The sequence below is a fragment of the Virgibacillus carmonensis genome (genome assembly GCF_057836705.1).
This window is the reverse complement of sequence record NZ_JBYQFJ010000024.1, coordinates 21,317-46,988: the sequence shown is the minus strand read 5'-3', so window position 1 is coordinate 46,988 and position 25,672 is coordinate 21,317. Positions and strand designations below refer to the sequence as shown.

Below are 25,672 nucleotides of genomic sequence, written 5' to 3'. Positions count from 1 at the left end.
TCGTTCCAGGATATCAACGCTTAACTCAATAAATCAACGCTCGTTCCAGGATATCAACGTTTAACTCAATAAATCAACGCTCGTTCCAGGATATCAACGCTTAACTCAATAAATCAACGCTCGTTCCAGGATATCAACGTTTAACTCAATAAATCAACGCTCGTTCCAGGATATCAACGCTTAACTCAATAAATCAACGCTCGTTCCAGGATATCAACGTTTAACTCAATAAATCAACGCTCGTTCCAGGATATCAACGCTTAACTCAATAAATCAACGCTCGTTCCAGGATATCAACGTTTAACTCAATAAATCAACGCTCGTTCCGGGATATCAACGCTTAACTCAATAAATCAACACTCGTTCCAGGATGTCAACGTTTAACTTAATAAATCAACGCTCCTTCCAGGATATCAATGCTTAACTCAATAAATCAACGCTCGTTCCAGGATATCAACGCTTAACTCAATAAATCAACACTCGTTCCAGGATATCAATGTTTAACTCAATAAATCAACACTCGTTCCAGGATATCAACGCATCCACATAAAAGGTGCACTCCCCAAGGAAGTACACCCACAAATCACATATATTCATTTTTCACTAAAACTGCCTTGATTTTCGTATAATTATACCCTTCAGGAAGCAGATCCTTTAACGTTTTTAACTTTGGCTCGTCGATTTCATTCCGTGCCTCCAAAATTTTCTGCTCTTCATCTTCAGTGAAAAATATTCCCCAGGCAATTGGATAGCCTTCTTTCGTTGCTTTGAAAATATGTCCTTCGATCGTTTGTTGTGACATCTCCCGAATGACTGCAATATCTTTAATCGATTTACCTGATCGGAACATTTCATAGGTAACTAGATGACTAGGTTCATCAGGGCTTTTTGGCTTAGGCTTTGCTACAGGGGCACTGTCATCAATTCTAACTTTTGTTTTCACGTCTGGATTTTGCCCGCGCCAGAGTTGGAGTACCTCTAAAAAGGCATCACCATATTGTTCATATTTTTTCTCGCCAATTCCTTTGATCGTTAGCATATCCTCTTTTGATTCTGGAAAGTAACGACTCAAATCTTTTAGTGTTGCATCAGAGAATAAGACGTATGGTGGTACATTCTGATCGTCGGCAATTTGTTTACGGAGCTGACGTAACTCTTCAAAAAGATCTTCTTGATAATCTGCGCTTTCCCCAGCCGGAATAACAGTTGAATACATCCATACCGTTTGATTCCCTTTCAATACGTCAACGGATTCTTGATTCAATTTTAAAGTAGGGTAACGGCCTTCTTCGGTAGCGAGTAATTTTTCTGCGATCATAAAGTGGATCCACTCGGTTAATGCTTTTTCAGTGTAATTGGATAAAATACCATACGTAGAAATTAAATGTAATTTAAAATCTTTAACCTTTTTATCGTTCGATCCCTTTAGAACTTTTGCTGTCATGCTTACACCGAAACGTTCTCCCATTCGCTTCACACAAGATAGTATCATCTGCGCTTCTTTTGTCATGTCCATTTGATCTGTTCGATGCATACAATTGCTGCACCGATCACAAGATTCTTTCACATGTGTATCATTAAAATAATCTAAAATAAACGACGTTAAACAGCTGTGTGTATGACAGTAATTAATCATAGCCTGTAGTTTGCGATATTCCTGGCGTTTTGCTTCCTCGTCCATGAATGATTGTTCAATAAGAAACTTTTGCAGTTGTATATCTTGCGCGGAAAAAAGTAAGATGCAATCACTTGGCTCACCGTCTCGCCCAGCACGTCCAGCTTCTTGATAGTAAGATTCAATGGTCATTGGCATTGCATAATGAATGACATATCGAACATTCGATTTGTCGATGCCCATCCCAAATGCGTTTGTAGCGATCATGATAAGAACTTCATCTTGGATAAATGCAGCTTGCGATTTCTTTCGCTCATCTTCAGACATACCAGCATGGTATTTTGCCACAGAATGCCCCTTTGCTGTTAATTGGTCATATAAAGCATCTGCTTGCTTCCGGGTTGCTGTATAAATAATTCCAGATTCATTTTTTCGTTCGGAAAGAAATGATCGAACATAGCTTGGCTTGTCTTTTCCTTTTACGATATGAAATGCTAAGTTATTGCGCTCAAACCCAGTATTAATGACATGTTCGTCATCAACATGGAGTAGCGTTTGAATATCGGTAATGACTTCCTCTGTAGCAGTTGCTGTTAATGCAACATAGACAGGGATATTTGATAAAGCCTTCAAATTCGGTACGATTGATCGATAGCTTGGCCTGAAATCATGTCCCCACTGCGAAATACAATGTGCCTCATCAAACGCTACTAATGCAATAGGCAAACGTTTAACCAATTGTGTAAAGTAGGATGACTCAAAGCGTTCTGGTGCAACATAAAGGAATTTATAATTTCGCCTTTCAACATCTTGAAGCCGTCGTTTTTGTTCAGTTGTAGATAACGAACTATTTATATATGTAGCTGCAATACCAAGTGAGTTCAATGCATCTACTTGGTCCTTCATTAAGGAAATTAAGGGCGAAATAATAATCGCAACTCCGTCAAGTGATAACCCGGGAATTTGATAGCAAATAGATTTACCGCCACCTGTAGGCATGACAGCTAGTGTGTTATTTAATTCAAGTATGTTTGATATGGTTTCCTTTTGGCCCGGCCTGAAAGATGGGAAACCATAATAGGTTTGTAGGATTTTTTCTGCTTCAGCGATCATCATGATCCTCCTTCATTACTCCTAATTTTAACATAAATTCTAAAAAAAAAAGAGCTGAAAAATTCAGCTCTGAGTTTACAAATTAAGTCGCTAATCTATGGGGAAGAAAGAAACAGTAGGTATAACGTAAATGAAAGAGAGAGGGGGCAACCTCCTTCTTAACAAAAAACATTAGTGCTGAAGCTCTTGTTTACGCACATTACTTGTACGAATGTCCCCTGTCTTTCCATTATTTTTCAGAAGGACCTTCAAGCCGTTCCCCATGTCTGAAGCTAAAATATAATTTCGATCTACAAACACACCCCAAAAATAGGCATCTTCAGGAACGTATTTTCCAATCTGAACAGGCTCTTCTGGGTTTGTAATATCAACGGCTCTCAATCCACCTGCATAATGTGAGAGATACAGCGTGTTTCCATGTACTTTTGGATCATGGACTGTATTTCCAAAAGTGACACCGTCTTCTACGTTATCAACTAGACCAGTTTTAAATGTGCTCAGCATTTTTGGATTAGTAGGATCCTTAATATCAAAGATTCTGGTATACCCATAAGATTCTTCATAGCCTTCTTTAGTTGGGTTATAAACTTCTCTTGTTTCGATCAGTACATTCCCACCTTTCGCGATTGCGGAAGAATGGGCTGATCCCTGAACGTCCGTTGCGAAGTCTGTACGCCCTTGATATTCAACATTATATGGATCTGAAATGTCCAAAATAATGGTCCCGAGATCCCAGAAAGATAAAAAGGCTGTATCACCATTTCCATCTGTCATAGTACTGTGATTGAACACAGGCCTTGTTTTTCCATCAGGAGATTCCCAGTTATAGCCATCAAAGTCCTCTGAAACTTCTGGAAGAGAACGTGGATCAAATTCATAGATTGTTTCAGGTTCTTCAGGATTTGATACATCGACTAACGCAAAGTCTTTTGTTTCCCCGTTTGTATAATAATCTGCATACGGGTTAGCAGCTAGTACGAATGGCTTTCCCTTTTTAATGGTTAAGTATAATTCATGAGTTCCCGGAACACGCTTGTCTACCTTCCAGAAGCCAAGCCTTTCAGGGTTTTTCGGATTAGAAACGTTATAGAGGAGAAAGCCACCTTGGGAGTCTTCATTACGTGTATCTAATTGTTGAACACTGACAACAGCTAATTCCCCTTTAAAGTGCTTGGTGTTGACAGTTTTTACGATCACTTTTTCCTGCCAGGTCCCGGGAATTTCATCAGCGAACTTTGCAATCTCCTTGGGATTTTCTGGATCTTGCATATCGAAAATGCGAACGCCACCATTCCCACCACCATCTACGTGAGTCCCTAGATAGGCGTATCCCTTATGTGAATAGACGTCTGCTGTAGAATTTATGACACCATCATATTCCTTAAGTTGAACTGAAGCTACTTCCTTCCAGTTGGAAAGATTTTTTTGTCCTTCAAGCTGTGGAATGTTATTCAAATTTGCTTCACCTGCACCTTTTTCAATTCCAGTACCATCGAGCATGTCGTGTGCAGATACGGTTGGAGCGAATAGCGAGATTACCATAATCCCTGCAAGTGCAGAACTATAAAAAGACTTTTTCCTCATTAAATTTCCTCCCATTTTACAATAGTTTCCAATAACATAACACACAATCGGAAAGTTTATATGCAATTTTTAGAAAAATAAGTAAATTGTACGGGTATTTTTTTAATTGATAAGGGCTTTTTACCTCTGAAATTATATAATACCTGTACAATATACCTATTAAGAAACATATTACTTTCCATCTATTATAGTTTCATGTGAATGACTCACCACTTGAAACGCTTCAATCTTAATAAAAACTAATTGAGGGCGATTCAACTGAAAAAACAAATTATTGGAGCTAAAAAGAATAGCTGGTTTGCTATTGAAGATGTTTTAACACTTTTAATTGATTTAACTATAAAGGAAAAAAAGAATCCCTCAGAGGCTTTAACTGGCCAATGAGGAATTCCTTTTTTATGAGCAAAGAAAGTATAAAATTTTGGCGATTATCTGTCTAGCTCCAGCGCCTAGACACTCGAGACATAAGCAGTTCGCTTACGCGTGGGCAAAGCACCCACACTGCACCGCTCTGCTTATGCTTGTCGTGTCTTTCAAGGCGATTGGGCTTTTCTTATAGTCTTCATTTTGTGTAACTAGATTGTGCAACTTTGCAGACAAGCAGACCAATGATTCCACCAATTAAAGCTGGTACAATCCATCCAAGTCCCAGTGCAAAAAAGGGCAGTTTTTCCATGTATGGTGTTAGGCTTGATAAATCAATACCAAATGCGACTAATCCATCATATAAACTTGTAACAGCTGTCAAAAGAATGGCCCCTTGGTAAACAGAGCGTGCACCGTGAAATAATCTTTCCATAAAGGTTAATAGGATCAAAACAATTGCTATTGGGTAAATAAATACGAGTACGGGTACGGAATAACTTATAATTGTGTTTAAACCTTGATTAGCTATTAGATAACTAGCAATCGTGGTAAATATTATTATCCACTTGTAACTTAAGCTTGTAATCTTGGAGAAAAACTGTCCACATGCTACAACTAACCCAACTGAGGTTGTAAAACATGCTAAAGCTACAATTACGCCTAATAACAGCACGCCAAAGCTACCGAACATAATATTTGCAGCACTGGACAGGATGTCACCACCGTTAGTATAGGTACCTACTGTCGCCATTTTTGCACCGATCCAGCCGATTGAACCATAGACAGTAATTAATCCTATGCCAGTAATAATACCTGCTTTTAAGGTGGATTTGACAAGTTCACGCTGCGTTGAAACACCGCGGTCCTTAAAGGCATTTACGACAATAATTCCAAACGCTAAAGCAGCGATTGCATCCATGGTTAAATATCCTTCAACAAATCCAGTGAAAAATGGGGAGGAAGCATATTTATCAATTGGGCTTGAAATTGGGGTATCTAACAGTAAAAAACCGCCAACACTTAAGGCGATGATTGCGATTAATAATATCGGAGTTAAATATTGACCAATTCGATCTACCATTTTAGATGGATTTAAGCTTACAACATAAACCGCTATGAAAAAGATTGTTGTGAATGTAAATAAAATGAATGACAAGGATGATTCCGTTGTAAATGGTTCCACGCTCATTTGAAACGCAACTGTAGCAGCACGTGGAATACCAAAAAATGGTCCAATTGCTAAATAAACAATAGACGTAAAAATAAGTCCAAATAATGGATGAACCTTATCAGCTAACTCGCGGGCATCATTTTTCACAAAAGAAATGGCTGTCACTGCAATTATTGGTAATCCTACACCAGTAATCACGAATCCAGCAATAGCTGCCCAATAGGAAGTACCCGAGTCAATTCCGAGGGTTGGAGGATAGATTAAATTACCAGCACCAAAAAACAATGCAAAAAGCATAAATCCAATTATAAAAGTATCTTTTTTCATGATGTTTGCTCCTTCTGGTTAGACTACAAATGGCTTCTTTTCCGCAAACGCTTACAAATAATGGTATAATACTACAATTGTTTTCAATATTATCAGATAATTAATCGTGTAAAATCACTGTTTCTGAAACAGCAAGAACAATCTTATCAAGTTAACTGACGGCTTGTCAATATGAAGATAATAAAGAGTTACAACAGTTATATGACAATATTTATAGAAGTTTTTATTTGTAAATGAAGTATAATTGTTTACATTAGTGTTTGACACATTTAAAATGATTTTATATAAAAACTTGGTAAAGCTATCAAGAGGGGGTTTGATATGGTTCCATCTGTTCTTTTTGAAATTATGCTTATAGGTCTTTTAGGGATTGGATCGCAATGGTTATCCTGGCGCTTTCGATTGCCAGCCATTGTTGTCATGTCTGTTGCGGGGCTGTTGGTGGGTCCAATATTTGGCTTGATGAATCCTGAGGAAGACTTTGGAGATTTATATAGGCCAATTATTACAGTGGCAGTAGCAATTATTTTATTCGAAGGTAGTTTGAACTTAAGTTTTAAAGAGTTACGCGGTTTAGGAAAACCGGTCTTTCGAATCTCGACAATTGGTGCATTTATAGCATGGATTTTAGGATCACTCATCGCGCACTATGTAGCTGGATTATCTTGGGCAGTTGCCTTTGTAATCGGAGGACTTTTTATAGTAACAGGACCAACTGTTATATTGCCTTTATTGCGTCAGTCCAAATTAAAGCCACGCCCAGCGAAAATTTTAAAATGGGAAGGTATTATTGTTGACCCAATTGGTGCGTTACTCGCTGTATTTGCATTTGAAATTATTGCATACTTTACAGCAAATAATCCAGATGGTTCTGCACTTCTCTTATTCTTTGCGGCATCCGTTTTTGCGGCAATTTTTGGTTGGGCATGTGGCCGTGGAATGGGTTGGATGTTTGAAACGGGTAATATTCCGGAATATTTAAAGTCGCCAGCGATATTCGTTGTTGTTATTCTGTGTTTCACTTTAGCGGATGAAATCATGCATGAGACAGGGTTATTAGCAGTAACCGCTATGGGTATGACGTTAGCAAATATGGGCATTAGTTCGGTTGCTGATATGAGGCACTTTAAAGAAAACATGTCTATGCTATTAATTTCAGCTATTTTTGTTATGCTGACCGCTTCATTAAAGCCAGCAGTATTACTAGAGATCTTTCAGCCAGAGATTATTGGGTATGTACTATTGATGATGTTTATTGTGCGACCATTATCCATCTTTTTATCAACAGTAGGTACGGACTTATCGTTGAATGAAAAACTATTAGTGGGTTGGATTGCACCGCGTGGAATTGTTGCGTTAACTGTTTCGAGCTATTTTGCATCTATATTAAGTGATGCAGGATATGAGGATGCTTCTATTATCACAACGCTCACGTTTGGACTAGTATTTTTTACCGTTGTTGCGCATGGATTTTCCATTGGGTGGTTAGCCAAAAAACTGCATTTATCTATGGAGGGTCGTCCAGGAACACTTATTGTTGGAAGTAATCCATTTACAGTTGAATTAGCTAAGTCATTGTCAAAACTGAAGGCACCAGTAATTATCGTTGATTCATCATGGGAACGACTGCGTAAAACTCGGGAGGCTGGAGTTGCATTTTATCATGGTGAAATGCTTTCTGAGCAGACTGAATATCATTTAGATACCACGCCATATGAGTATTTAATTGCTGCAACTGAATTCCATTCGTATAATGCCTTAGTATGTACAACGTTTATGCCAGAATATGGTAGAACCAACGTATATAAAGCAAGCCCATATACGTTGGTCGATAATATGAATGACGTCGTTGATAAAATTGGCGGAAGAGTTCTCTTTAAAGTAGAAATTTCAATGGAAGATTTGAATGAAAAGTTAAGAAATGGTTATGTGTTCCGTCAGACGACGCTAACTGAACAATATAACTATGATCAGTACTTAAGTGAACGCGATGACGAAACTGTTTTATTATACATGTTGAAGCGCTCCGGAAAAATGTATTATTATTCCGAAGAGATGAAAATTACCCCAGAAGCTGATGATGTTGTAGTGAGTCTAGCGCCACCAAGTAAAGAAAATAAACGTATTCAAGAAAAATTAGAAATTCAGCGGAATAATCAATAATGAAAAAAAGTCACTCTAACTGCTTGGCAGAGGGTGACTTTCTTCAATCATAGATAGGATTCATTCTGACTCCTCTAACTTTTTGTTGAGCTCGGAAATTTCTTTTTCAAGTCGCGCAAGTTGATTTTCTTCGATAGTTGTTCGTTGACCAACAGCTTCCACTTTATCCATATCACCCATAATACGGGCGTAGTCAGCTTTTAATTCCACTAGTTTTGCTTCTATCTCTTTTACTTTCATATTTTTCACTCCTAGCTTTTAAAAAAATCTTCTACTAGTAGTGTATACTATAATATAAACCCAATAAAGGGGGAGTGGTCATGAACCTTCATTTTGAAAAGAATCCAGAAAAATATTTAGAACTAGTAGAAGGTCTTTTATTAGAAAAAGAAACATGTAACAATTTAATGCTTGGAATTCTAAATCGAATAGCAGCGGGGCATTCCACGTATGGAGACGCGTTGTTAGGATATGTGGAAAAGGACGGGGAAGTCATCTTTGCTTTTATGCAAACACCCCCAAATAATTGGATTTTTCCTGACCTTGAACCGACTCCAGAAAATATACCGGAAAAAATTGCTGTGTTTTTGCATGATAATGAGATGGAAGTTCCAGGAATACTTGGTCCTGATTTTCTTGTGAAACCGTTTGTTGAGGAATGGGAAAAACATAATAACGTCACCTCAACCATACATATGAAACAGCTTATTTATCAGTTGGATAAGGTTAATGCCATACCTGGTACCAAAGGAGAATTAATAGGGGCGACTAAAAACTATCATCAGCTTATCTCCGAGTGGCTTGTTCAATTTGGAAAGGAAGCAAATGAAGTGATAACAAGTGAAGATGCAGACCATCTAGCCATTCAATTTCTCAACGATCGGTCCATTTTCTTATGGTTTGTAGATGGCAAGCCTGTATCAATGGTTAATCGTTCGAGAAAAACAAAAAATGGCGCAACCATTAATGCCGTGTATACGCCTGATGAATATAAGCGAAAAGGATATGCGACTAATTCAGTAGCGGCATTGACTTCAAAGTTGCTGAGCGAAGGTGCTCAGTTTTGCAGTTTATACACGGATGCAGATTATCCAACCTCCAACCGTGTGTATAAAAAAATTGGCTATTACGAAGTTGGCACATCGGTAGTGTATGAATTCATTAAAAAATAAGACACAAACAAAAACGCTTAGATCACAGTGATTGTGGTCTAAGCATTTATTACGCTATATCAGCGCATCTTTGCTGTCCTCTTGGGCCTTAACATACGTTCTGTAAAAATGGACGATGATTGTTTTCACAACAGCATAAAACGGAACTGCGAAGAGGATGCCTAAGAATCCTGCTATGCTTCCTGCTGCAAGAATGATGGTAATAATCGTTAATGGATGGAGCTGTAACGCACGTCCCATTACATTTGGTGAAACAAAGTTGCCTTCAATTTGTTGCGCGATAATCATCACGACCCCGACCCACACCGCCATTATTGGATCTTGGAATAGCCCAACAATCACCGCTGGAACCACAGATATAAATGGTCCAATAAACGGAATGACACACATGATCATACCAAACAACGCCAAAGTAAGTGCATACTCTAGTCCAATGATCAGGTACCCAATAAATAATAGTACCCCAATCACAAAGCTGACAAGAAGCTGTCCTTGAATATATGAGGTCAACGTTTCATCTAATTTGTGCAGGAGACTCTTAAGATTTTTTGCTTTTTTCTCTGAGAAAATTTGTGTAACAAATGGAGCAAATTTTTCCCCATCTTTGAGCATGAAAAACAAAAAGAATGGCACAAGTACTAATGCAAAGACAAATCCGATTAATTGACCTATAAAACCGAAGAGGAATGACATAGTCGCTTCAATATAGGTTTGTAGATTTGACGTGATGTCATTTAGTGTATTTTCAATATCAGCAGGAAGCATATCCTGGTTGGACTGCCAATACGTAATCAGATCCTGCGCACCTTCAACCATTTTAGGTATATTATTGATTAAGTTTGCAAATTGTTTTTGGGCTATCGGTGCAATGTACGTTGCTATTAAATAAATGACTAATGATATTACCAAGAATACGATAATAATAGAAAATACGCGATGCACCTTATATTTATCTAAAATGCGTACGATTGGTTTTGTCAGGTAAAATAGCACACCTGCACCAATAATTGGTATAGCAACTGCTCCAATGTACTTAAGTATTGGGTCAAAAATAAAATCTGTTGCAGAGATTAATAGAATCAAAAGAAATACCATGATGAATAATGTAAGTGTCTGGAACCATCGCTTTTTAAACAACCCAATCACAACTTTCTTATTAAATATATATAGATATCTTTCATTTTAACCGTAAATGGATATAATAGGAAGAGATTCTTAAAGGATACTTATAATTTTTGCCAATTATTACTATCGATAAACGAATTATAGGTAAATAGAATTATTTTAAAAATTGTGCTAAACTTTGAAGATACATCATTAGGGGCGAATTAGGGGGATATGATTACATGAATACATGGGAACAAGCATACGAAAAGTGGAATTCTTTCCAAAATTTAGATCCATCCTTGCAAAAAAGTTTAGACAGTATAAAAGGCGACGAAATGGCATTAGAAGATGCTTTTTATAAAGAATTAACATTTGGAACTGGCGGAATGCGCGGTATTCTTGGTCCTGGGATCAACCGGATGAACATTTATACAATAAGAAAAGCTGTTAATGGACTTGCGAATTACTTGAAAATAAACTGTGTAAACGTAAATGACCGTGGTGTTGTCGTGTCATATGATTCACGGTACATGTCAAAGGAGTTCGCGCTTGAAACTGCAAAGGTACTTGGATCGTATGGTATTAAAGCATACATATTTGATGAGCTTCACCCAACACCAGTATTGTCATTTGCAGTTCGTTATTTAGGAGCGGTGGCTGGGGTTATGGTTACTGCAAGTCATAACCCTCCAGAGTACAACGGCTTTAAAGTTTATAATGAAGACGGTGGACAAATCGTACCTGGTGAGGCTGCTGAAATCATTTCCTTTATTGAACAAACGGAAAACGAATTGACAGTGCCTTTTGTAGAACGAGGTGAACTTGAAGATAAAGACTTGTTAAATTGGATCGGCAGTGAGGTTGACAATGCTTATTTAGAGCAATTGAAACGACTGTCTAAATTAAACGAAGAAGAGCTTGCAAAGGATAAGGCCTTATCTATTGTTTTCACACCGCTTCATGGAACTTCCCATGATTTGGTTTTAAAGGGATTAGAACAGCTATCATTCCCCGACGTACATGTCGTAGCGGAACAAGCGAATCCTGATCCAGATTTTTCAACTGTTGAATCACCAAACCCGGAAGAACATCAAGCATTTACATTAGCGATTGAAAAAGGAAATAATGTAGATGCTGATATTTTAATTGGAACAGACCCGGACGCTGACCGGTTGGGTGTCGCTGTCAGAGACTCAGATCAATCTTTTAAGGTATTAACTGGAAACCAACTAGGTACACTTTTGCTTGATTATATCCTTTCACACAGTGATCAAGCTTTGCTTGCTAATGCACGAATGTTGAAAACGATTGTAACGACTGAACTCGGAAGAGCAGTTGCCACCCATTATGGGGCAAAAACAATCGACACGTTAACCGGCTTTAAATATATTGGTGAAAAGATACGTCAGTTTGATAGCACAGGTGAGACTTTTATCTTTGGCTATGAAGAAAGCTATGGTTATTTGATTAGTAGCTTTGCACGTGATAAAGATGCAGTACAAGCCGCTATGATGTCGTGTGAGATGGCATATTTCTGGAAAGAACAAGGTAAGACGCTTCTTGAAGCTCTAGAGACTCTTTATGCTAGACATGGTTACTTTTTAGAGGGCATGTCCTCGTTAACACTTAAAGGTAAAGAAGGGTCCGACAAAATTGCGATGATTATGGAAGATGTTCGTAAAAATCCATTGACTGATGTAGCGGGACTGAAAGTAGAAAAAATGGAGGATTACGCTACTGGAAAACGAACCATTTTTGGAGATGCAAAAAAGCAAGAAAAGATGGTTTTACCAAGTGAAAACGCGATTAAGTTTATCTTGGAAAAAAATAGCTGGATTTGCCTTCGTCCATCTGGAACAGAGCCAAAAATAAAATGCTACTATGGCGTTTGTGAAGAATCAAAAGAAGAGAGCCAAGATAGGCTTGAATTACTAAAAGAAGCGATGGATCAAGTGATAAATCGAGTGATTCAACACAGCTAAAAGTTAAGCAATCAGCATCGATTTGATGTTGGTTGCTTCATTTTTAGAAACAAGGGTATTGAGTAATAGACAATATATTAGGAGGTTTAATTTAATGCCAGTAAACATGAAACGGGTTTATGAAGATCAGGTAGAATCTGATGGGGTACGTCTCTTAGTAGATCGTGTGTGGCCACGTGGAATGTCAAAAGAGGATGCTAAGCTCGATCACTGGATTAAGGAGATCGGACCATCAAGTGATTTACGCAAATGGTTTAGTCATGATCCTGACAAATATGAAGATTTTAAACAGAAGTATAAGAAAGAATTACAGGATGGTGATCAACAGGGAGCTCTCCAGGAACTAAAGGATATTACTAAAAAACAGGATAAAAATGTTACCCTTTTATATGGATCTAAAGAAGAAAGGTACAACCAGGCAAGTGTCTTAAAGGAAATATTGGATCACCAATAAAAGAACTCCACCAAGATTGAGTTGGTGGAGTTCTTCTACTAGTTTATTTTTTCAACAACTAATTGATAACCATCGGTAATCTCACCTTCGCGGGTTAATTTGTTGATAAAGGTTTGTGCGTCTTCCTGAGATGGGAAAGTTATCACTTCTTTTTCGTTTGCTAGTTCAATTCGAATGTCATTTTTTCCTATACCTATTATCTTGTACATGTACCTACTCCTTATAGATGTTACTGAATGATCAGTTTTTTAATAAGGCTGTTTTCTAAAAGATTGTTGTTTTTGCCACAAAATCAATAAACTACGATAGTGCGGTACGGTATGACACAATTTTTCGTAAGGGTTAAATAGCAACAAAACTGAAGAAAAGAGCCTTTAATAAAAAAGTGAAAAGGGGATTAATCCTTTTCGGCTTATGTCTTAGCTCTATTGTCCAGACATTTCCACCCATGTGTTTAGAAATCTTTTAAAACTAATATGAGAAAACCTTTATCTAAATTAAAATCCCAATCAACGAAAGCATCCTCTATTTCAGCATCTAAAATAGATTCTAGAAAATCGGTGTTAAGTATATCTTTTTCAAGGCCCCTTTTAGATAGCTTCAGTTGCTCGCCAAATCCTGATTTAATTAATTCTTTTTCAATTCGAACAAGTATGTCCTCGCGTACAGATACCAAAGTTCTAGAATTAAGCATAAAGGATTCAATGTTTTTCGGTTCTTTTTGTGCCTTTTTAGTAAAGCGCGCGATTTCCTCGTGAACTTTTTCTTTTGCAGGATAGTTAAGATAATTCGGATCTGCATGTAATTCAATTGTATTTTCAACAGCTAAAATAAGACCTGTTTTGTTGACTAATGACCAATCATAGTAGATGTTTTCAATATCGAGATTTAAAATGGTTTTTAATTGGTCTTTGATTTCAGGAATAAGTTCTTGCATTACTATATCACGTGTTTCTTGAACTTTTAGATCCTCTTTTTGATTAATGAATACGTGTTCCATTGGTGCTAGGAAATCACGTAAATGGATAGTCACAAATGGTTTGGCGACTGATACATAAATCGAGCCTGGGCCTTTCCCAAAGTTATCGCGAAATAACTTACCAACGTAGCTTGCTATATCTGCTTCAATTGTTTTCTTTTCCAAAGTCTTCATCCTTTTAACAGTGCATGGAGGAGAGCACATTATGTTGCTTTCCCTATTGTAAATTATAGCACTCAACAGGATTCTGAAAAAGCATTTTTTTCAATAAAACAGAAAAAATAGTCCAGTGTATTGTCTTTCATTTAATTTATTGAAAATTTTAGGATAGAATGGACATAGAAAGAGGTGATAGTATGGCGGAACATCTTTTTGAACTTAAAGCAAGCTGGCCAGGCGGGCGAAATAGTGAAGGATATATAGAAGCCGGGAATTTGAAAACGAAAATTTCTATTCCACCAGAAATGGATGGTCCAGGAGTCGGGACAAATCCAGATGAAATGCTTTTAGGTGCTGCTGCAACGTGTTATTTAATAACCTTAGCCGCGATGATTGAACGAGCGGAGCTTCCATTAAATGAAATGTCTCTAGCATCAGATGGAAAAGTGGATGTTACAAATGGGGTAATCACCTACAAAAAAATTATCCATAAACCTTTTGTGAGTTTGACAGAAAATGCATCGAAGGAAGATTATAGTAAGCTAGAGAAATTAGTTAATAAAGCAGAGAAAAGCTGTATGATATCACGTGCGTTACAAGGAAATGTGGAGATAGAGCTCAAGCCTACAATAGAATAACGTGTACCTGTGGAGGGAGAGGGAGAGCTATGATTATTAATCACACACAATTTAGTGAGCGGAATATGAGCAAGTTAATCAAAGGAGCCGTAGTGCCTAGGCCGATTGCCTGGGTTTCATCAATAGATAAGAACGGGACGCCAAATCTAGCGCCATTCAGCTTTTTTACGGTTGCTTCAATGGATCCGGTCACTTTGTGTTTCTCTGTTGGCGGGGGACAAAATGAGGACGGTCAAAAGGATACGTTGACCAATATTAGAGAGACAGGCGAGTTTGTTATTAATATTGTGCAAGAGTCACAGGCGAACAAAATGTATGAAACTAGCAAGCATTTTCATCCAGACGAGGATGAATTTGAAATAGCAGGTCTTGAAAAGGGAGAAAGTAAACGTGTGCGTGTCCCCAGAGTAGCTGGAGCTCCCGTAAATATGGAATGTCAATTAGATCAGATTATTAAAGTGGGAAGTAGTGATCTTATCTTGGGCCGACTGGTTTGTTACCATATCAGTGATGACATGTATATGGGAAACGATAAAGTGAATCCTGAAAAATTAAAACCAGTTGGAAGAATGGCTGGAGATTACACATTTATTCATGAATTTTACGGACTGCCAAACGAGGATATGGATAAGTAAATTATGGGAGATAGGTGTTTATAAAATGGAGAAGCAGGAGACTGGCTTTCTCCATTTTTGTTTGGAATTTTTCTGGTACAATTTTAATTTTTCGAACATATACTAAATGACAATAAAGGAAAGGAGGCTAGGCCAATGACTTTCACATATGTTTTGCTTAACATCGTGCTATTACTAGCAATCATCACACTTTTAATTTATATGCAAAAGAAACATATCTCGTTTAGTAAGCGCGTTTTTACTGGTCTTGGGCTCGGAATTGTATTAGGTGCTATTCTACAAGCTGTTTATGGTACAGGATCGGATATTTTAAATGAAACAACTGAATGGTATAACGTAGTCGGACGTGGATATATTCGTTTGTTAATGTTGATTGTAGTGCCACTCATTATGGTCTCGATTATTCAGTCCATCATCAATCTTGAAAAGTCATCGGAACTTGGAAAAATGGCTGCATGGATTATCGGTATTCTTGTTTCTACGGCAATGATAGCTGCACTGGTGGGAATTGGAAGTGCGGCATTATTTAACTTAAACGCAGACCAAATTAATGCAGGCCAAGCAGAGAATGATCGTGGAGCAATGCTGGAGTCAAGGCTAGGAGATGTGGAGAACTTATCAACCCCAGAGAAAATTCTATCCTTTATTCCATCTAATATATTTCTAGATATGACTGGAGATCGGCCGACATCAACTATTGCGGTAGTTATTTTCTCCATCATTGTAGGGATTGCTGTGTTAGGTGTTCGTCGGAAAAATCCAGTACATGCGGAAATGTTCACTAAAATGATGAATGCTATTTATGCGGTAGTCATGCGAATCGTTACGATGATACTTAGACTAACACCATTTGGGATACTCGCATTGATTGCAACCACAGTAGCGAACACAGATATTGGTGGAATCGTTGAACTAGGTAAATTCGTTATTGCTTCGTATGCTGCCTTGCTCGTCATGTTTATTATTCATTTAGTATTAGTTGGCGTTTTTGGTTTAAATCCAATGATGTATCTGAAAAAGGTTTTGCCTGTATTAAGCTTTGCATTCACATCCCGATCTAGTGCAGGAACCATCCCATTAACCATTCAAACGCAAAAGAATTCGCTTGGTGTGGATCAGGGAATTGCAAATATGTCAGCATCATTTGGTGCAACAATTGGGCAAAACGGATGTGCTGGTATTTATCCAGCAATGTTAGCGGTGATGATCGCACCAACTGTTGGAATCGACCCGTTAACACCAGGATTTATTTTGCAGCTGGTATTGATTATTGGCATCAGTTCATTTGGTATAGCAGGTGTTGGTGGTGGTGCGACTTTTGCGGCATTAATCGTTCTATCTTCAATGAATTTGCCTGTAGCGTTAGCAGGACTTCTCATTTCTATTGAAGCGTTAATCGATATGGGTCGTACAGCACTTAATGTGAACGATTCTATTTTATCTGGAACATTAACATCCCGGATATTAAAGAAGTTGAACATAAAAACGTTTAATGATGAAACAGCGATAGAAAAAGATACTTCGCTATAAATACACAAGGGGTCGCTTCCTTTATGGAGGTGGCCTTTTTTTATTTAGGCTGTTTTCTAAAATATTGTTTAGCCACAAAATCAATAAACTACGATAGTGTGGCAACGCTTCAGCTTCCTCAGAAGCAAAAACCGCTTCCTTGAAAAAAAAAACTTTTTTTGTGTGCGATGCCTTTTCAGGGAATACGAAAAAAGCCTTTATTTATGACAAGTATTACGCTTGGATATCTTTGTTTCATTTCATTTACAATTGTTTAACAACCTTATGAAATCGACATTTTACACACGTATTTCTTTTAAGAAACGGGTATATTGGTTTTACACGGTAATATTAACTTAAAAGGAATGAGTTTAATGGAAAGAACAGCATATTTTGATAATGCGAAATTAGCTCTTATATTTTTAGTAGTATTTGGTCATATGATTCAGCCATTTACGAATGGATCACATGGAATTAACACATTATATATGTGGATATATACGTTCCACATGCCTGCATTTATTTTTCTGGCAGGTTTTTTTGCAAAAGGACTAGGGAGTAAAAAATATATCAAGAATTTAGCTAAAAAACTGTTATTGCCATATTTAATTTTCCAAGCATTGTATTCAGGATACTATTTGTTTTTGGGTCAAAGTGACTGGCACACAGGTATTTTCTATCCACATTGGTCATTATGGTTTTTATTCAGTTTGTTTAGCTGGCACCTGTTGCTCTACTTTTTCAAAAAGATGCCAGCCATGCTAAGTATGTCTGTCGCTATAGGCATTGGATTACTTGTTGGCTATTTTGGTGAAATCGGACACACATTTAGTTTATCTCGTACTTTTGTGTTTTTTCCGTTTTTCTTAATTGGGTATTGGTTAACAAAAGATCATGTGATGTTTTTGAAAAGAAAGAGTATGCGCTTCGCTTCCGTTATCGTAATGACATTTGTCGCTGTTGCTATATTTATCGCACCAGATTTTAATTCTGGATGGTTATTAGCTTCAGAGTCATATATTGATTTAGGATTACCAGAATTAGGTATAGTAGCTCGATTACTCGTATACGTTACTGCGGCAATGATGGCGATGAGCGTATTAGCTTGGGTTCCATCAAAAGAAAATATGCTTACACGATTCGGAACTCAAACACTTTATGTGTATTTACTTCATGGATTTTTTGTACAATTTTTTCGCGAAACAAATTTATTTGAAGTAAATGGTGTAATTGATTTAGTTGGGTTAGCAGTAATTGCTGCAACGATTGTACTATTATTATCTAGTAAACCAGTTCAGGTGGTTTCACAACCTATCATTGAAGGGAAAGCATCTATAATGAGGAGTCAATTTGGTTATTCCAACAAAAAGAATCAGCACAACCAGAACCTTCACACGAAAAAAGAAAAAGCGGAGGGGCACTAGGCAATGGGCGCTGAAGCTGGATAAACGGAAAACAGGAAGGTGATTAAGATGAAAATTTGTGTATTTGGTGCTAGTGGATATGTAGGAGCTTCTATATACGAAAGGTTAAAACATGCACCAGAAGCAACTGTCGTTGGAACGTACCTGAATGAACCAGCTTTATTAGATGAACTGTATAAGTTGGACGTGAATGAACCAGAATCCTTCTCAAACTTTTTTAAAAAAGAAAAGCCTGATGTGGTTGTATGGGCAGTGATGAGTGGACCAAATGAACACAAGATTACAGACCAAGGTCTAATGCACTTGTTGGCACATCTTACACCACAGACTAAACTGGTTTATATGTCATCAGATTTCGTTTTTTCTCATGGTGATGGACCGTATAGTGAAGATGATCCACTGTCCAATTTACCGGATGACCATAGTTTTAGTAACTATACTAATGCAAAAGTTAAAGCAGAACGGTTAATCGATAAAGAGTTTTCCAATTACGTCGTATTGCGGGCGGGACCAATATACGGTGAAAATGGAGTAGGGAAATTGGATGATCGTACAGATCGGTTAGCGTATCATTTAAGCTCCAATCAGCCTATAGAATTTCGAGATGACTTAATTCGGACATTTGTGCATATAGAAGACTTAACAAATGTTATGGAAGAAATGATTTTTAATGAAGTAACCGGTATCTATCACGTTGGCCCAGATAAACAGGAAAGTTTTTATGAGTTCATGAAGGTATCTGCTCAACTGATGGGATATGATGAATCACTTGTAATTAAGGGCTCCGAACAAGAAGAAGTAGATACAGAAATCCCTAAAAATACATCATTAAAAACAGATAAAATAAAAGAAGTATCCGATCAAAAGTTTAGATAGTAAAAAGCCCGTCACGATATTTAAAATCGTGACGGGTTTTTTATATAATAATCTGCTGCAACCATGTCCAGCTTCAATGCCCATTGCCTAGTACCCTTTCCGGCACCTTCTTGCGATAACAGTTCAGCAATAGTCGAACGTCCTTAATCGCTTTTCGCGTTTCTTTTCACTTCATCACAGCCATAAGATTCACATTGACTTTCGCCTTTGTGGGCGATAAGTCAATGTGAATCTAATCTGATACGGAAGGAAGTTCGATTAAAACCGCCACAAAGCATGAGCAACATCGAACTACCCACGTTGCGTGGGCAAAGGACAAGGAAAGCTTCCCCGAAATGCATCGCACGAAGAAAAAGCGTTTTTTTTCGAGGACGTGCCGATTTTAGTCGGCCTTCCTTTACTCGGGCGTTTTCCGCTTTTGCTTCTAAAATAACATATGTGCGATCAATGTAATGATAGGCAGACAAATAAGTGTGCGAAGTAAGAAGATGATGAATAACTGAACAAAGGATACAGGGATTTTTGTCCCAAGTATCAAGCCACCCACCTCTGACATGTAAATTAATTGCGTAACAGACAACGCTGCAATAATAAATCGAGTAATTTCTGCATCAATGGACGCTGCCAAGATAGATGGCAAGAACATGTCAGCGAAACCAATCAGGATTGTTTCGGATGCTGCTTGAGCGAATGGAATATTCATCAGTTCAAGCAATGGTATGAATGGTAGACCTAGCCATTGAAAGGTAGGTGTATACTCTGCAATCATTACTGCAGTTAGGCCAAATGCCATAACAATTGGTGCAACACCCATCCACATGTCTAAAATATTTTGTCCACCTTCTTTGAAAAACTTCAAAACACTTGATTCTGTTTTCGCTTGATCAAGTGCCTTTTTGTAACCAAACGTCAACATGTTATGACCGGGAGGAGCAGACTCGTCCATTTCATCTTCTGCTTCATTAATATATGTGTTTGCTTTTTTAGACAATGGTGGTATACGTGGCATGATAAAGGCAGCAACCAGTCCAGCCGCAATCACCGTCAAGTAAAATTGAACAAACATATCCCCAAGACCTACTTGGTCAATAACTACTAATGTGAAGGTAATGGAAACAACAGAAAACGTTGTAGAAATAACCGCTGCATCACGCTTGGTATAATAGCCTTCCTCATACTGTTTACTTGTCAGTAAAACCCCAATCGTTCCGTCACCAATCCATGAAGCGAGTGAGTCAACAGAAGAACGGCCTGGTAATCGGAATAGCGGGCGCATTATTTTGGTCATTAATGTGCCAAATAAATCTAGTAAACCATAGTTCATTAATAAAGGTAAAAATAAACCTGCAAATAAAAACACAGCAAACAAAACATGTAATAGGCCAAAAAGTAATTCACCGGTGGTTTCTCCATAAATTACGACTGAACCTAATTTATAGTAGACCATTACTGCAAAAACAGCAGCAACGACACGTGTAATCGCCCAAAAAGGAGTAACATTAAATAATTGCTTAAAAAATGGCGTGCGATTCAGTTTGTCGCCACCGATTATTTTTACCATTACTGTGCCTATAGCGGTAGTTATAATAATCACCATCATAATGAGCGATAGGTATCCAGCAAGTTGTTCTTGAATCCAATTGGCCATAATCGCAATTGGGATAGTCATACCGCCATCGGTTGGAACCGGTGTCATAAACAAGAAAATACCAAGTAACGATGGGATAATAAATTTAAGATGATCTGCTAGTTTGTAATGTTGATTATTCATCGTGGTCCCCCATTTCTATTTCTTTTTATTATACGAGAAATTATGAAAATAGCAAAATCATTTTTAATACGGTAGAAACAGATAAAGTGAAGGGAGGGTTCAGAAACTCTATTTCTATGGAATATATCCGCTGATTTCACTATATTATCTGCCAATTCACTATATAAAATAAAAATGGCAACCAACGTTCGTTGGTTGCCAGGCTGTATAGGCGCGACCCTTCAACTATTACTTCATTTTGTCTTTATGCTTTCCGTTATTGTCCTTTAATTCGATAGTATACTCGAATGGTACAGGATCAACCTGATCAGATGGTGCTGCATACCAAGTTGTCATATAGTTTGTACCTTTCTTGAACAACTGACGTAATTGCAGTGCATCTTCCTCTGTAACATTGAATGGATCAACATGCATTACTTTGTATTTACCATGCTTATCTTCATTCACAAAAGTAACCGAATAGTTAACATATTTTTCGAGAAGCGCTGATTTTGACATCATGCTGTCCGTACTCGTTCCATCGAAAGATAGTCCAATTTCTGGGACCGCAATATTATCGACGAACCAGCCAGTGTCATTGTAACCCCAGTCAGTTAAGTAGCGAAATGAGATATAAACTTCTTGTCCAGCATATTCGGATAAGTCAAAGCTCTCACTTTGCCAATCCTCAAAATGACCTGTGAAGCCAGGAACATTTTCCTTAATTTTCGGGTAGCCTTGCTCGACTACATCTGTACGTGTATTTTCATTTTCAAGACTAGTCCATGTTTTACCGTCTGTAGAAACTTGAACTACACCATAATCCCATGATTCTTCAATGTCGATAAAGTGATCAAATGTTAGAGTTGCGTCATTTGTACCAGTTAAGTCAGCCTTGAAAATCAAATTGTGATCAGCTTCATGACCTTCATTACCCCAGAATACTTGATTCGATTCATCAAGAGGGTCTGTAACACTCTCCCACTTCATAGGTAAGAAATCTATCCCATCAAAGGTAATGTTATCAATTTTACCATCAAAGTTTAATACTTTGTAATCAGCGCCCCAAGCCGGAACACCGTCTTTTTCATATAGTTTTGCTTGTTCAAAATTGACTGTGTTACCACGAACTTCTCCATCACCAACAGGAAGTTCACGCAAATCAATTAAGTCAAAACCATAAATTCCTTTTTTGCCTTTAGTATTGTCAGCATCATCGATTAAAACGGCGGTAACAAACTTTTCAAAAACACTTTGGAAGGTTTCGTCAATGCCGTTGTCTTTGTATGCCTGGTTATAACTTTCTATTGAATTTAATGGACTTTTTGCAACTTCAAGGATGAAGTCTTGCCCGAATTGTTCATAGTTATAAAGTGTAAATAAGTAAACAAGTCCATAGTCAGCTATCGTTTCTGGACCAGTTTCAGCACCTACATGCTCATCCCAGTTGGTAAGTGAGTTTTCAGGATGATCTAATAGGAAGTTAATTGAACCAGCATCATGACCATAACCACCTAAATACTCAGAGAATGTTGAGAACCCTTCGTTTAACCAAGAAGTCTCATCACCGTCATTATCAGCGTGAATTAAATGCTGCATCTCATGAATAGTTGTACTGTAGAATGTACCTTCCAAACGTTCTTCCCAATTATTTGAGTCAATGGAAATAATGTTTCTATCTGTGTACATTTCAAGTGTTTGCCAGAAGAATCCTGCAACGAAAAATGGATACGTTGGATCAGTATAATTATCGTCAGGAATATTACTTACTAGCATCTGTACCTTGTCGTTACCAGTATCATAATATCCTTCAGGTACTAGACCTAAATCTTCTAAAGCAGCATTGTTACCGTCTAAAGAATCTGGTGTACCAAAGAATCCAGTCACTGTAGGGTAAATATTGGAGTCAAATTCAGCAGCGAGCTTGTCAACCTGTTCCTGTGTTACCACTTGTGGTGGACGCGGGTCTCCTTCTGGGAAGCTTAAATCATTTGCTACCCAAATTTCCACGTTTTCTCCCACGCTGCGTAGTGTATATGATTGGAATGCGAGATTTCTATCTAGAAATTGTTTCGTACCGCCATCAAAGGTGAAATGTGAATCTGCTGCTGTGCTTGTATTGTCGTCTTCTTCACCATCAAATTGAAGGCCTTCTGCAGCTTCTTTAATTTTTTCTTTTGCTTCTTTTTTGAACGCTTCATCTTTTGATAACTTATTCAATTCAGAAGTAATATCTTGCACATCACCATATCGTTCCTTGTCCCAATTTTCTATGGTGTCCCCTGTGCCGGTTTCTGCAAAAGATGCAGTAGGTAAAACTAACGATAATGCTAAACCTAATGTAGATGTTAACGCTACCAGTTTCTTCATATTGAACCTCCCCAATTTTTAAAAAACGTATAAGACGCGCCACATTCTAAGTATAAACAAATAGTTGGATATTTTCAAAAGATTTAGAACAGTGAATTCGGCTTATTTTCCCGACAATCTTTGCGATTACATAGGTACAAAGTCTAGCTTTTCGACAACAGCTCACAAATATGGTTTCATTGGAATGTTCGTTGTTTTAAAACATACCTATTAAGGGTAAAGTATGGCGAGGTGTTAATGTGGATATGAGATTTAATGTTATATACCGGTGTACGGTTATAGTTTGGATGACATTTAAATTTATAACTCAGATTTCTTTCTTTCATATGAGGCATCATATTTGGGATGAACAAACGAGGAGAAAGTGGAACACACTAGTAAAGAAGCAAGCAAGAGAGTATCGAAAAACTGCCGTTAAACTTGGTGGGGTATTAATAAAGGTTGGACAGTTTTTAAGCACCAGATCAGACTTTATGCCCGATGTTTTCATACAAGAATTAACGGGACTCGTTGACCGTGTGCCGCCATCTTCATTTTCATATGCAAAATCGCTAATGGAAAAAGAGTGGGACGGGGACATCACCAACCATTTACTCGAATTAAACGAGGAACCTGTGGCATCTGCTTCAATTGGACAAGTTTATAAAGCGAAGTTAAAGAATGGGCAAGAGGTTGCAGTCAAGGTACAGCGATACCGGGTGCGCGATATTTTTCATATGGACTTTAAAGCTATGAAACTCGTATTCTGGATGATAAAAATTTTGACAAGCTTTGGCAAGAAGGCAGATTTAAATTCATTATATCGTGAGTTACTATTTGTCATGGACCGCGAATTAGACTTTGAACAGGAATTAGCGTACGGTAACTACTTTAAAGAACGTTATAAAACAAATGATGCTATTTACATACCAGGCTATGTTCAACACCTTTGTACAAAAGAAATACTGGTTATGGAATGGATGGATGGTGCGAAAATTACGGATCTTTCGTACATGAGCAAACACAATATTAATATACAGCAAACTGCGAAAACACTATTTAATTTTTACCTAGATCAATTTTTAAACGATGGTAACTTTCATGCTGATCCACATGCTGGAAATATTTTGATCCAATCGGATGGGACAATTGTAATCATAGATTTTGGCATGATTGGTGAAGTGAAAAAACAGGACACCCATTATTTCAAACAATTTATTCAAGGGCTAATTATGGATGATTATGATAAGGTTGTACAAACCCTGGATGAGATGAATTTTGTCTTACCGAATGCTAATCGTGAAAAGCTGAAAAAAACGATTAAGCAAACAATCGAAATGTACCAAAATGGATCATTTACCCATATGAACACACATACAATGGAAACGATAAAGGAAGATATTCGGCTGCTCGTAAAAGATCAACCAATTCAACTTTCAGCAGATTATGCATATTTAGGAAGAGCGATTTCGATTGTCTTCGGTTTATTAGTCAGTTTTTATCCAGATGTGGATATCGAAAAGTGGGCAAAGCCTAAAGTCAAGCAATGGATTGGTGGTAAGAGTTTCACAGATTCTATTTATGTACAAGTTGCAAAGGATTCAGCAAAACCAATTCTATCTTTACCAAAAGCCATGTTAAAATGGTTGGAAAGTGGGGAAAAGGATAGAGAATGGGAGAAAGAAAAACAACAAATCAAGCTTTTGCACCATTTTTATATACTTGTAGAGTTATTTAGCTTTATCTTGATGGTAGGAGGAATATATGTAGGTCTATATGCGCACGAGGCTATTGGTTATCTACTAACTGGTGTCTTTTCCATTACGTTAGTTGTTTTTTTAATAAAGCATTTCCAGATGATAGGATCGAGAAAATAGGAGGTTATGAGTGATGAGTGATTTTTTAAAAAAAGGATTTTTATTAGGCTTGGGTGCTGCAGTTAGCAGTAAGGAAAGATTGGACAAAAAGCTTAAGGAATTGGTTGAGAAGAACGAATTGACACGTGATCAAGCTAGAACCGTTATGCAAAACTTCCTCGATAAAGGGGAATCAACTAAAGACGAGTGGAGTACGAAGCAATACGAACAGACTAAAGAGATGGCGAAGGATTTGGGACTAGCTACGAAAGACGACGTTAATGAATTACGGGCTCGAATTACAGAGCTTGAATCAAAATTACAGATGGAAGACTAGGAGCAAGCATCCGAAATAAAGAAGGTCTACTAATAATTCAAACTAACCAAATGAACTCCAATCGCTGGGGTTCTTTGTTTTATGTAATGGTTCTTTTCGTAAGTTT

General features: G+C 37.6%; 20 protein-coding genes. 11 read left to right on the top strand and 9 right to left on the bottom strand.

Annotated features, from left to right (window positions below):
- Positions 1-583: 583 nt before the first annotated feature.
- From recQ to brnQ, 3 genes are all read right to left on the bottom strand, one after another.
- Positions 584-2,728 (bottom strand): DNA helicase RecQ, encoded by a 2,145-nt coding sequence (gene recQ / locus AC3G7N_RS15945; protein WP_489423154.1) that lies wholly within the window; start codon positions 2,726-2,728, stop codon positions 584-586.
- Between the two features lie 171 nt (positions 2,729-2,899).
- Positions 2,900-4,312, bottom strand: a complete 1,413-nt coding sequence (locus tag AC3G7N_RS15940) for an LVIVD repeat-containing protein (protein ID WP_489423153.1) — start codon at positions 4,310-4,312, stop codon at positions 2,900-2,902.
- A gap of 562 nt (positions 4,313-4,874) precedes the next feature.
- On the bottom strand, positions 4,875-6,176 hold the full coding sequence (gene brnQ, locus AC3G7N_RS15935; protein WP_489423152.1) for a branched-chain amino acid transport system II carrier protein: 1,302 nt from the start codon (positions 6,174-6,176) through the stop codon (positions 4,875-4,877).
- A gap of 321 nt (positions 6,177-6,497) precedes the next feature.
- On the opposite strand from brnQ, the gene AC3G7N_RS15930 reads away from it, so the two are divergent.
- A complete protein-coding gene (locus tag AC3G7N_RS15930; RefSeq protein WP_489423151.1) occupies positions 6,498-8,339 on the top strand; it encodes a cation:proton antiporter in 1,842 nt (613 codons plus the stop codon).
- A 60-nt stretch (positions 8,340-8,399) separates the two neighbouring features.
- Here the strand turns inward: AC3G7N_RS15930 and AC3G7N_RS15925 are convergent, their stop codons facing one another.
- Complete coding sequence (locus tag AC3G7N_RS15925) at positions 8,400-8,579, bottom strand: SE1832 family protein (protein ID WP_489423150.1); 180 nt, start codon at positions 8,577-8,579, stop codon at positions 8,400-8,402.
- A gap of 80 nt (positions 8,580-8,659) precedes the next feature.
- Between AC3G7N_RS15925 and AC3G7N_RS15920 the strand changes: the two genes are divergently transcribed.
- Entirely contained in the window at positions 8,660-9,511 is an 852-nt protein-coding gene (locus AC3G7N_RS15920) for a GNAT family N-acetyltransferase (protein WP_489423149.1), read from the top strand.
- 54 nt (positions 9,512-9,565) lie between these two features.
- Here the strand turns inward: AC3G7N_RS15920 and AC3G7N_RS15915 are convergent, their stop codons facing one another.
- Positions 9,566-10,606, bottom strand: coding sequence for an AI-2E family transporter (locus AC3G7N_RS15915; protein WP_489423148.1), 1,041 nt, complete (start codon positions 10,604-10,606; stop codon positions 9,566-9,568).
- Positions 10,607-10,857: 251 nt separating this feature from the next.
- Here AC3G7N_RS15915 and AC3G7N_RS15910 point away from each other — a divergent pair, with 251 nt between their 5' ends.
- Together AC3G7N_RS15910 and AC3G7N_RS15905 are read left to right on the top strand one after the other, a co-directional pair.
- Entirely contained in the window at positions 10,858-12,600 is a 1,743-nt protein-coding gene (locus tag AC3G7N_RS15910; protein ID WP_489423147.1) for a phospho-sugar mutase, read from the top strand.
- 94 nt (positions 12,601-12,694) lie between these two features.
- Positions 12,695-13,054: a DUF488 domain-containing protein gene (locus AC3G7N_RS15905; RefSeq protein WP_489423146.1), complete on the top strand. Its 360-nt coding sequence runs from the start codon at positions 12,695-12,697 to the stop codon at positions 13,052-13,054.
- 38 nt (positions 13,055-13,092) lie between these two features.
- Here the strand turns inward: AC3G7N_RS15905 and AC3G7N_RS15900 are convergent, their stop codons facing one another.
- Both AC3G7N_RS15900 and AC3G7N_RS15895 read right to left on the bottom strand, forming a co-directional pair.
- Entirely contained in the window at positions 13,093-13,263 is a 171-nt protein-coding gene (locus tag AC3G7N_RS15900) for a hypothetical protein (protein ID WP_489423145.1), read from the bottom strand.
- A gap of 245 nt (positions 13,264-13,508) precedes the next feature.
- Positions 13,509-14,198 carry a Na-translocating system protein MpsC family protein gene (locus AC3G7N_RS15895; RefSeq protein WP_489423144.1) on the bottom strand — a complete coding sequence of 230 codons (690 nt, stop codon included), beginning with the start codon at positions 14,196-14,198 and terminating at the stop codon, positions 13,509-13,511.
- Positions 14,199-14,389: 191 nt separating this feature from the next.
- Between AC3G7N_RS15895 and AC3G7N_RS15890 the strand changes: the two genes are divergently transcribed.
- The 5 genes from AC3G7N_RS15890 (at position 14,390) to AC3G7N_RS15870 (ending at position 19,274) form a co-directional block, all read left to right on the top strand.
- Positions 14,390-14,830, top strand: coding sequence for an OsmC family protein (locus AC3G7N_RS15890; protein ID WP_489423143.1), 441 nt, complete (start codon positions 14,390-14,392; stop codon positions 14,828-14,830).
- 29 nt (positions 14,831-14,859) lie between these two features.
- Positions 14,860-15,465, top strand: coding sequence for a flavin reductase family protein (locus tag AC3G7N_RS15885; RefSeq protein WP_489423142.1), 606 nt, complete (start codon positions 14,860-14,862; stop codon positions 15,463-15,465).
- A 135-nt stretch (positions 15,466-15,600) separates the two neighbouring features.
- Complete coding sequence (locus AC3G7N_RS15880) at positions 15,601-16,995, top strand: L-cystine transporter (protein WP_489423141.1); 1,395 nt, start codon at positions 15,601-15,603, stop codon at positions 16,993-16,995.
- Between the two features lie 353 nt (positions 16,996-17,348).
- Entirely contained in the window at positions 17,349-18,398 is a 1,050-nt protein-coding gene (locus AC3G7N_RS15875) for an acyltransferase family protein (RefSeq protein ID WP_489423140.1), read from the top strand.
- Between the two features lie 48 nt (positions 18,399-18,446).
- Positions 18,447-19,274, top strand: a complete 828-nt coding sequence (locus AC3G7N_RS15870; RefSeq protein WP_489423139.1) for a sugar nucleotide-binding protein — start codon at positions 18,447-18,449, stop codon at positions 19,272-19,274.
- A gap of 424 nt (positions 19,275-19,698) precedes the next feature.
- On the opposite strand, the gene AC3G7N_RS15865 is transcribed toward AC3G7N_RS15870, so the two are convergent.
- Positions 19,699-21,045, bottom strand: coding sequence for a YjiH family protein (locus AC3G7N_RS15865; protein ID WP_489423138.1), 1,347 nt, complete (start codon positions 21,043-21,045; stop codon positions 19,699-19,701).
- Positions 21,046-21,273: 228 nt separating this feature from the next.
- Complete coding sequence (locus tag AC3G7N_RS15860; protein ID WP_489423137.1) at positions 21,274-23,394, bottom strand: choice-of-anchor J domain-containing protein; 2,121 nt, start codon at positions 23,392-23,394, stop codon at positions 21,274-21,276.
- 326 nt (positions 23,395-23,720) lie between these two features.
- On the opposite strand from AC3G7N_RS15860, the gene AC3G7N_RS15855 reads away from it, so the two are divergent.
- Both AC3G7N_RS15855 and AC3G7N_RS15850 read left to right on the top strand, forming a co-directional pair.
- Positions 23,721-25,250: an ABC1 kinase family protein gene (locus AC3G7N_RS15855; protein WP_489423136.1), complete on the top strand. Its 1,530-nt coding sequence runs from the start codon at positions 23,721-23,723 to the stop codon at positions 25,248-25,250.
- Between the two features lie 13 nt (positions 25,251-25,263).
- Entirely contained in the window at positions 25,264-25,566 is a 303-nt protein-coding gene (locus AC3G7N_RS15850; protein WP_489423135.1) for a phasin family protein, read from the top strand.
- Positions 25,567-25,672: the final 106 nt, after the last annotated feature.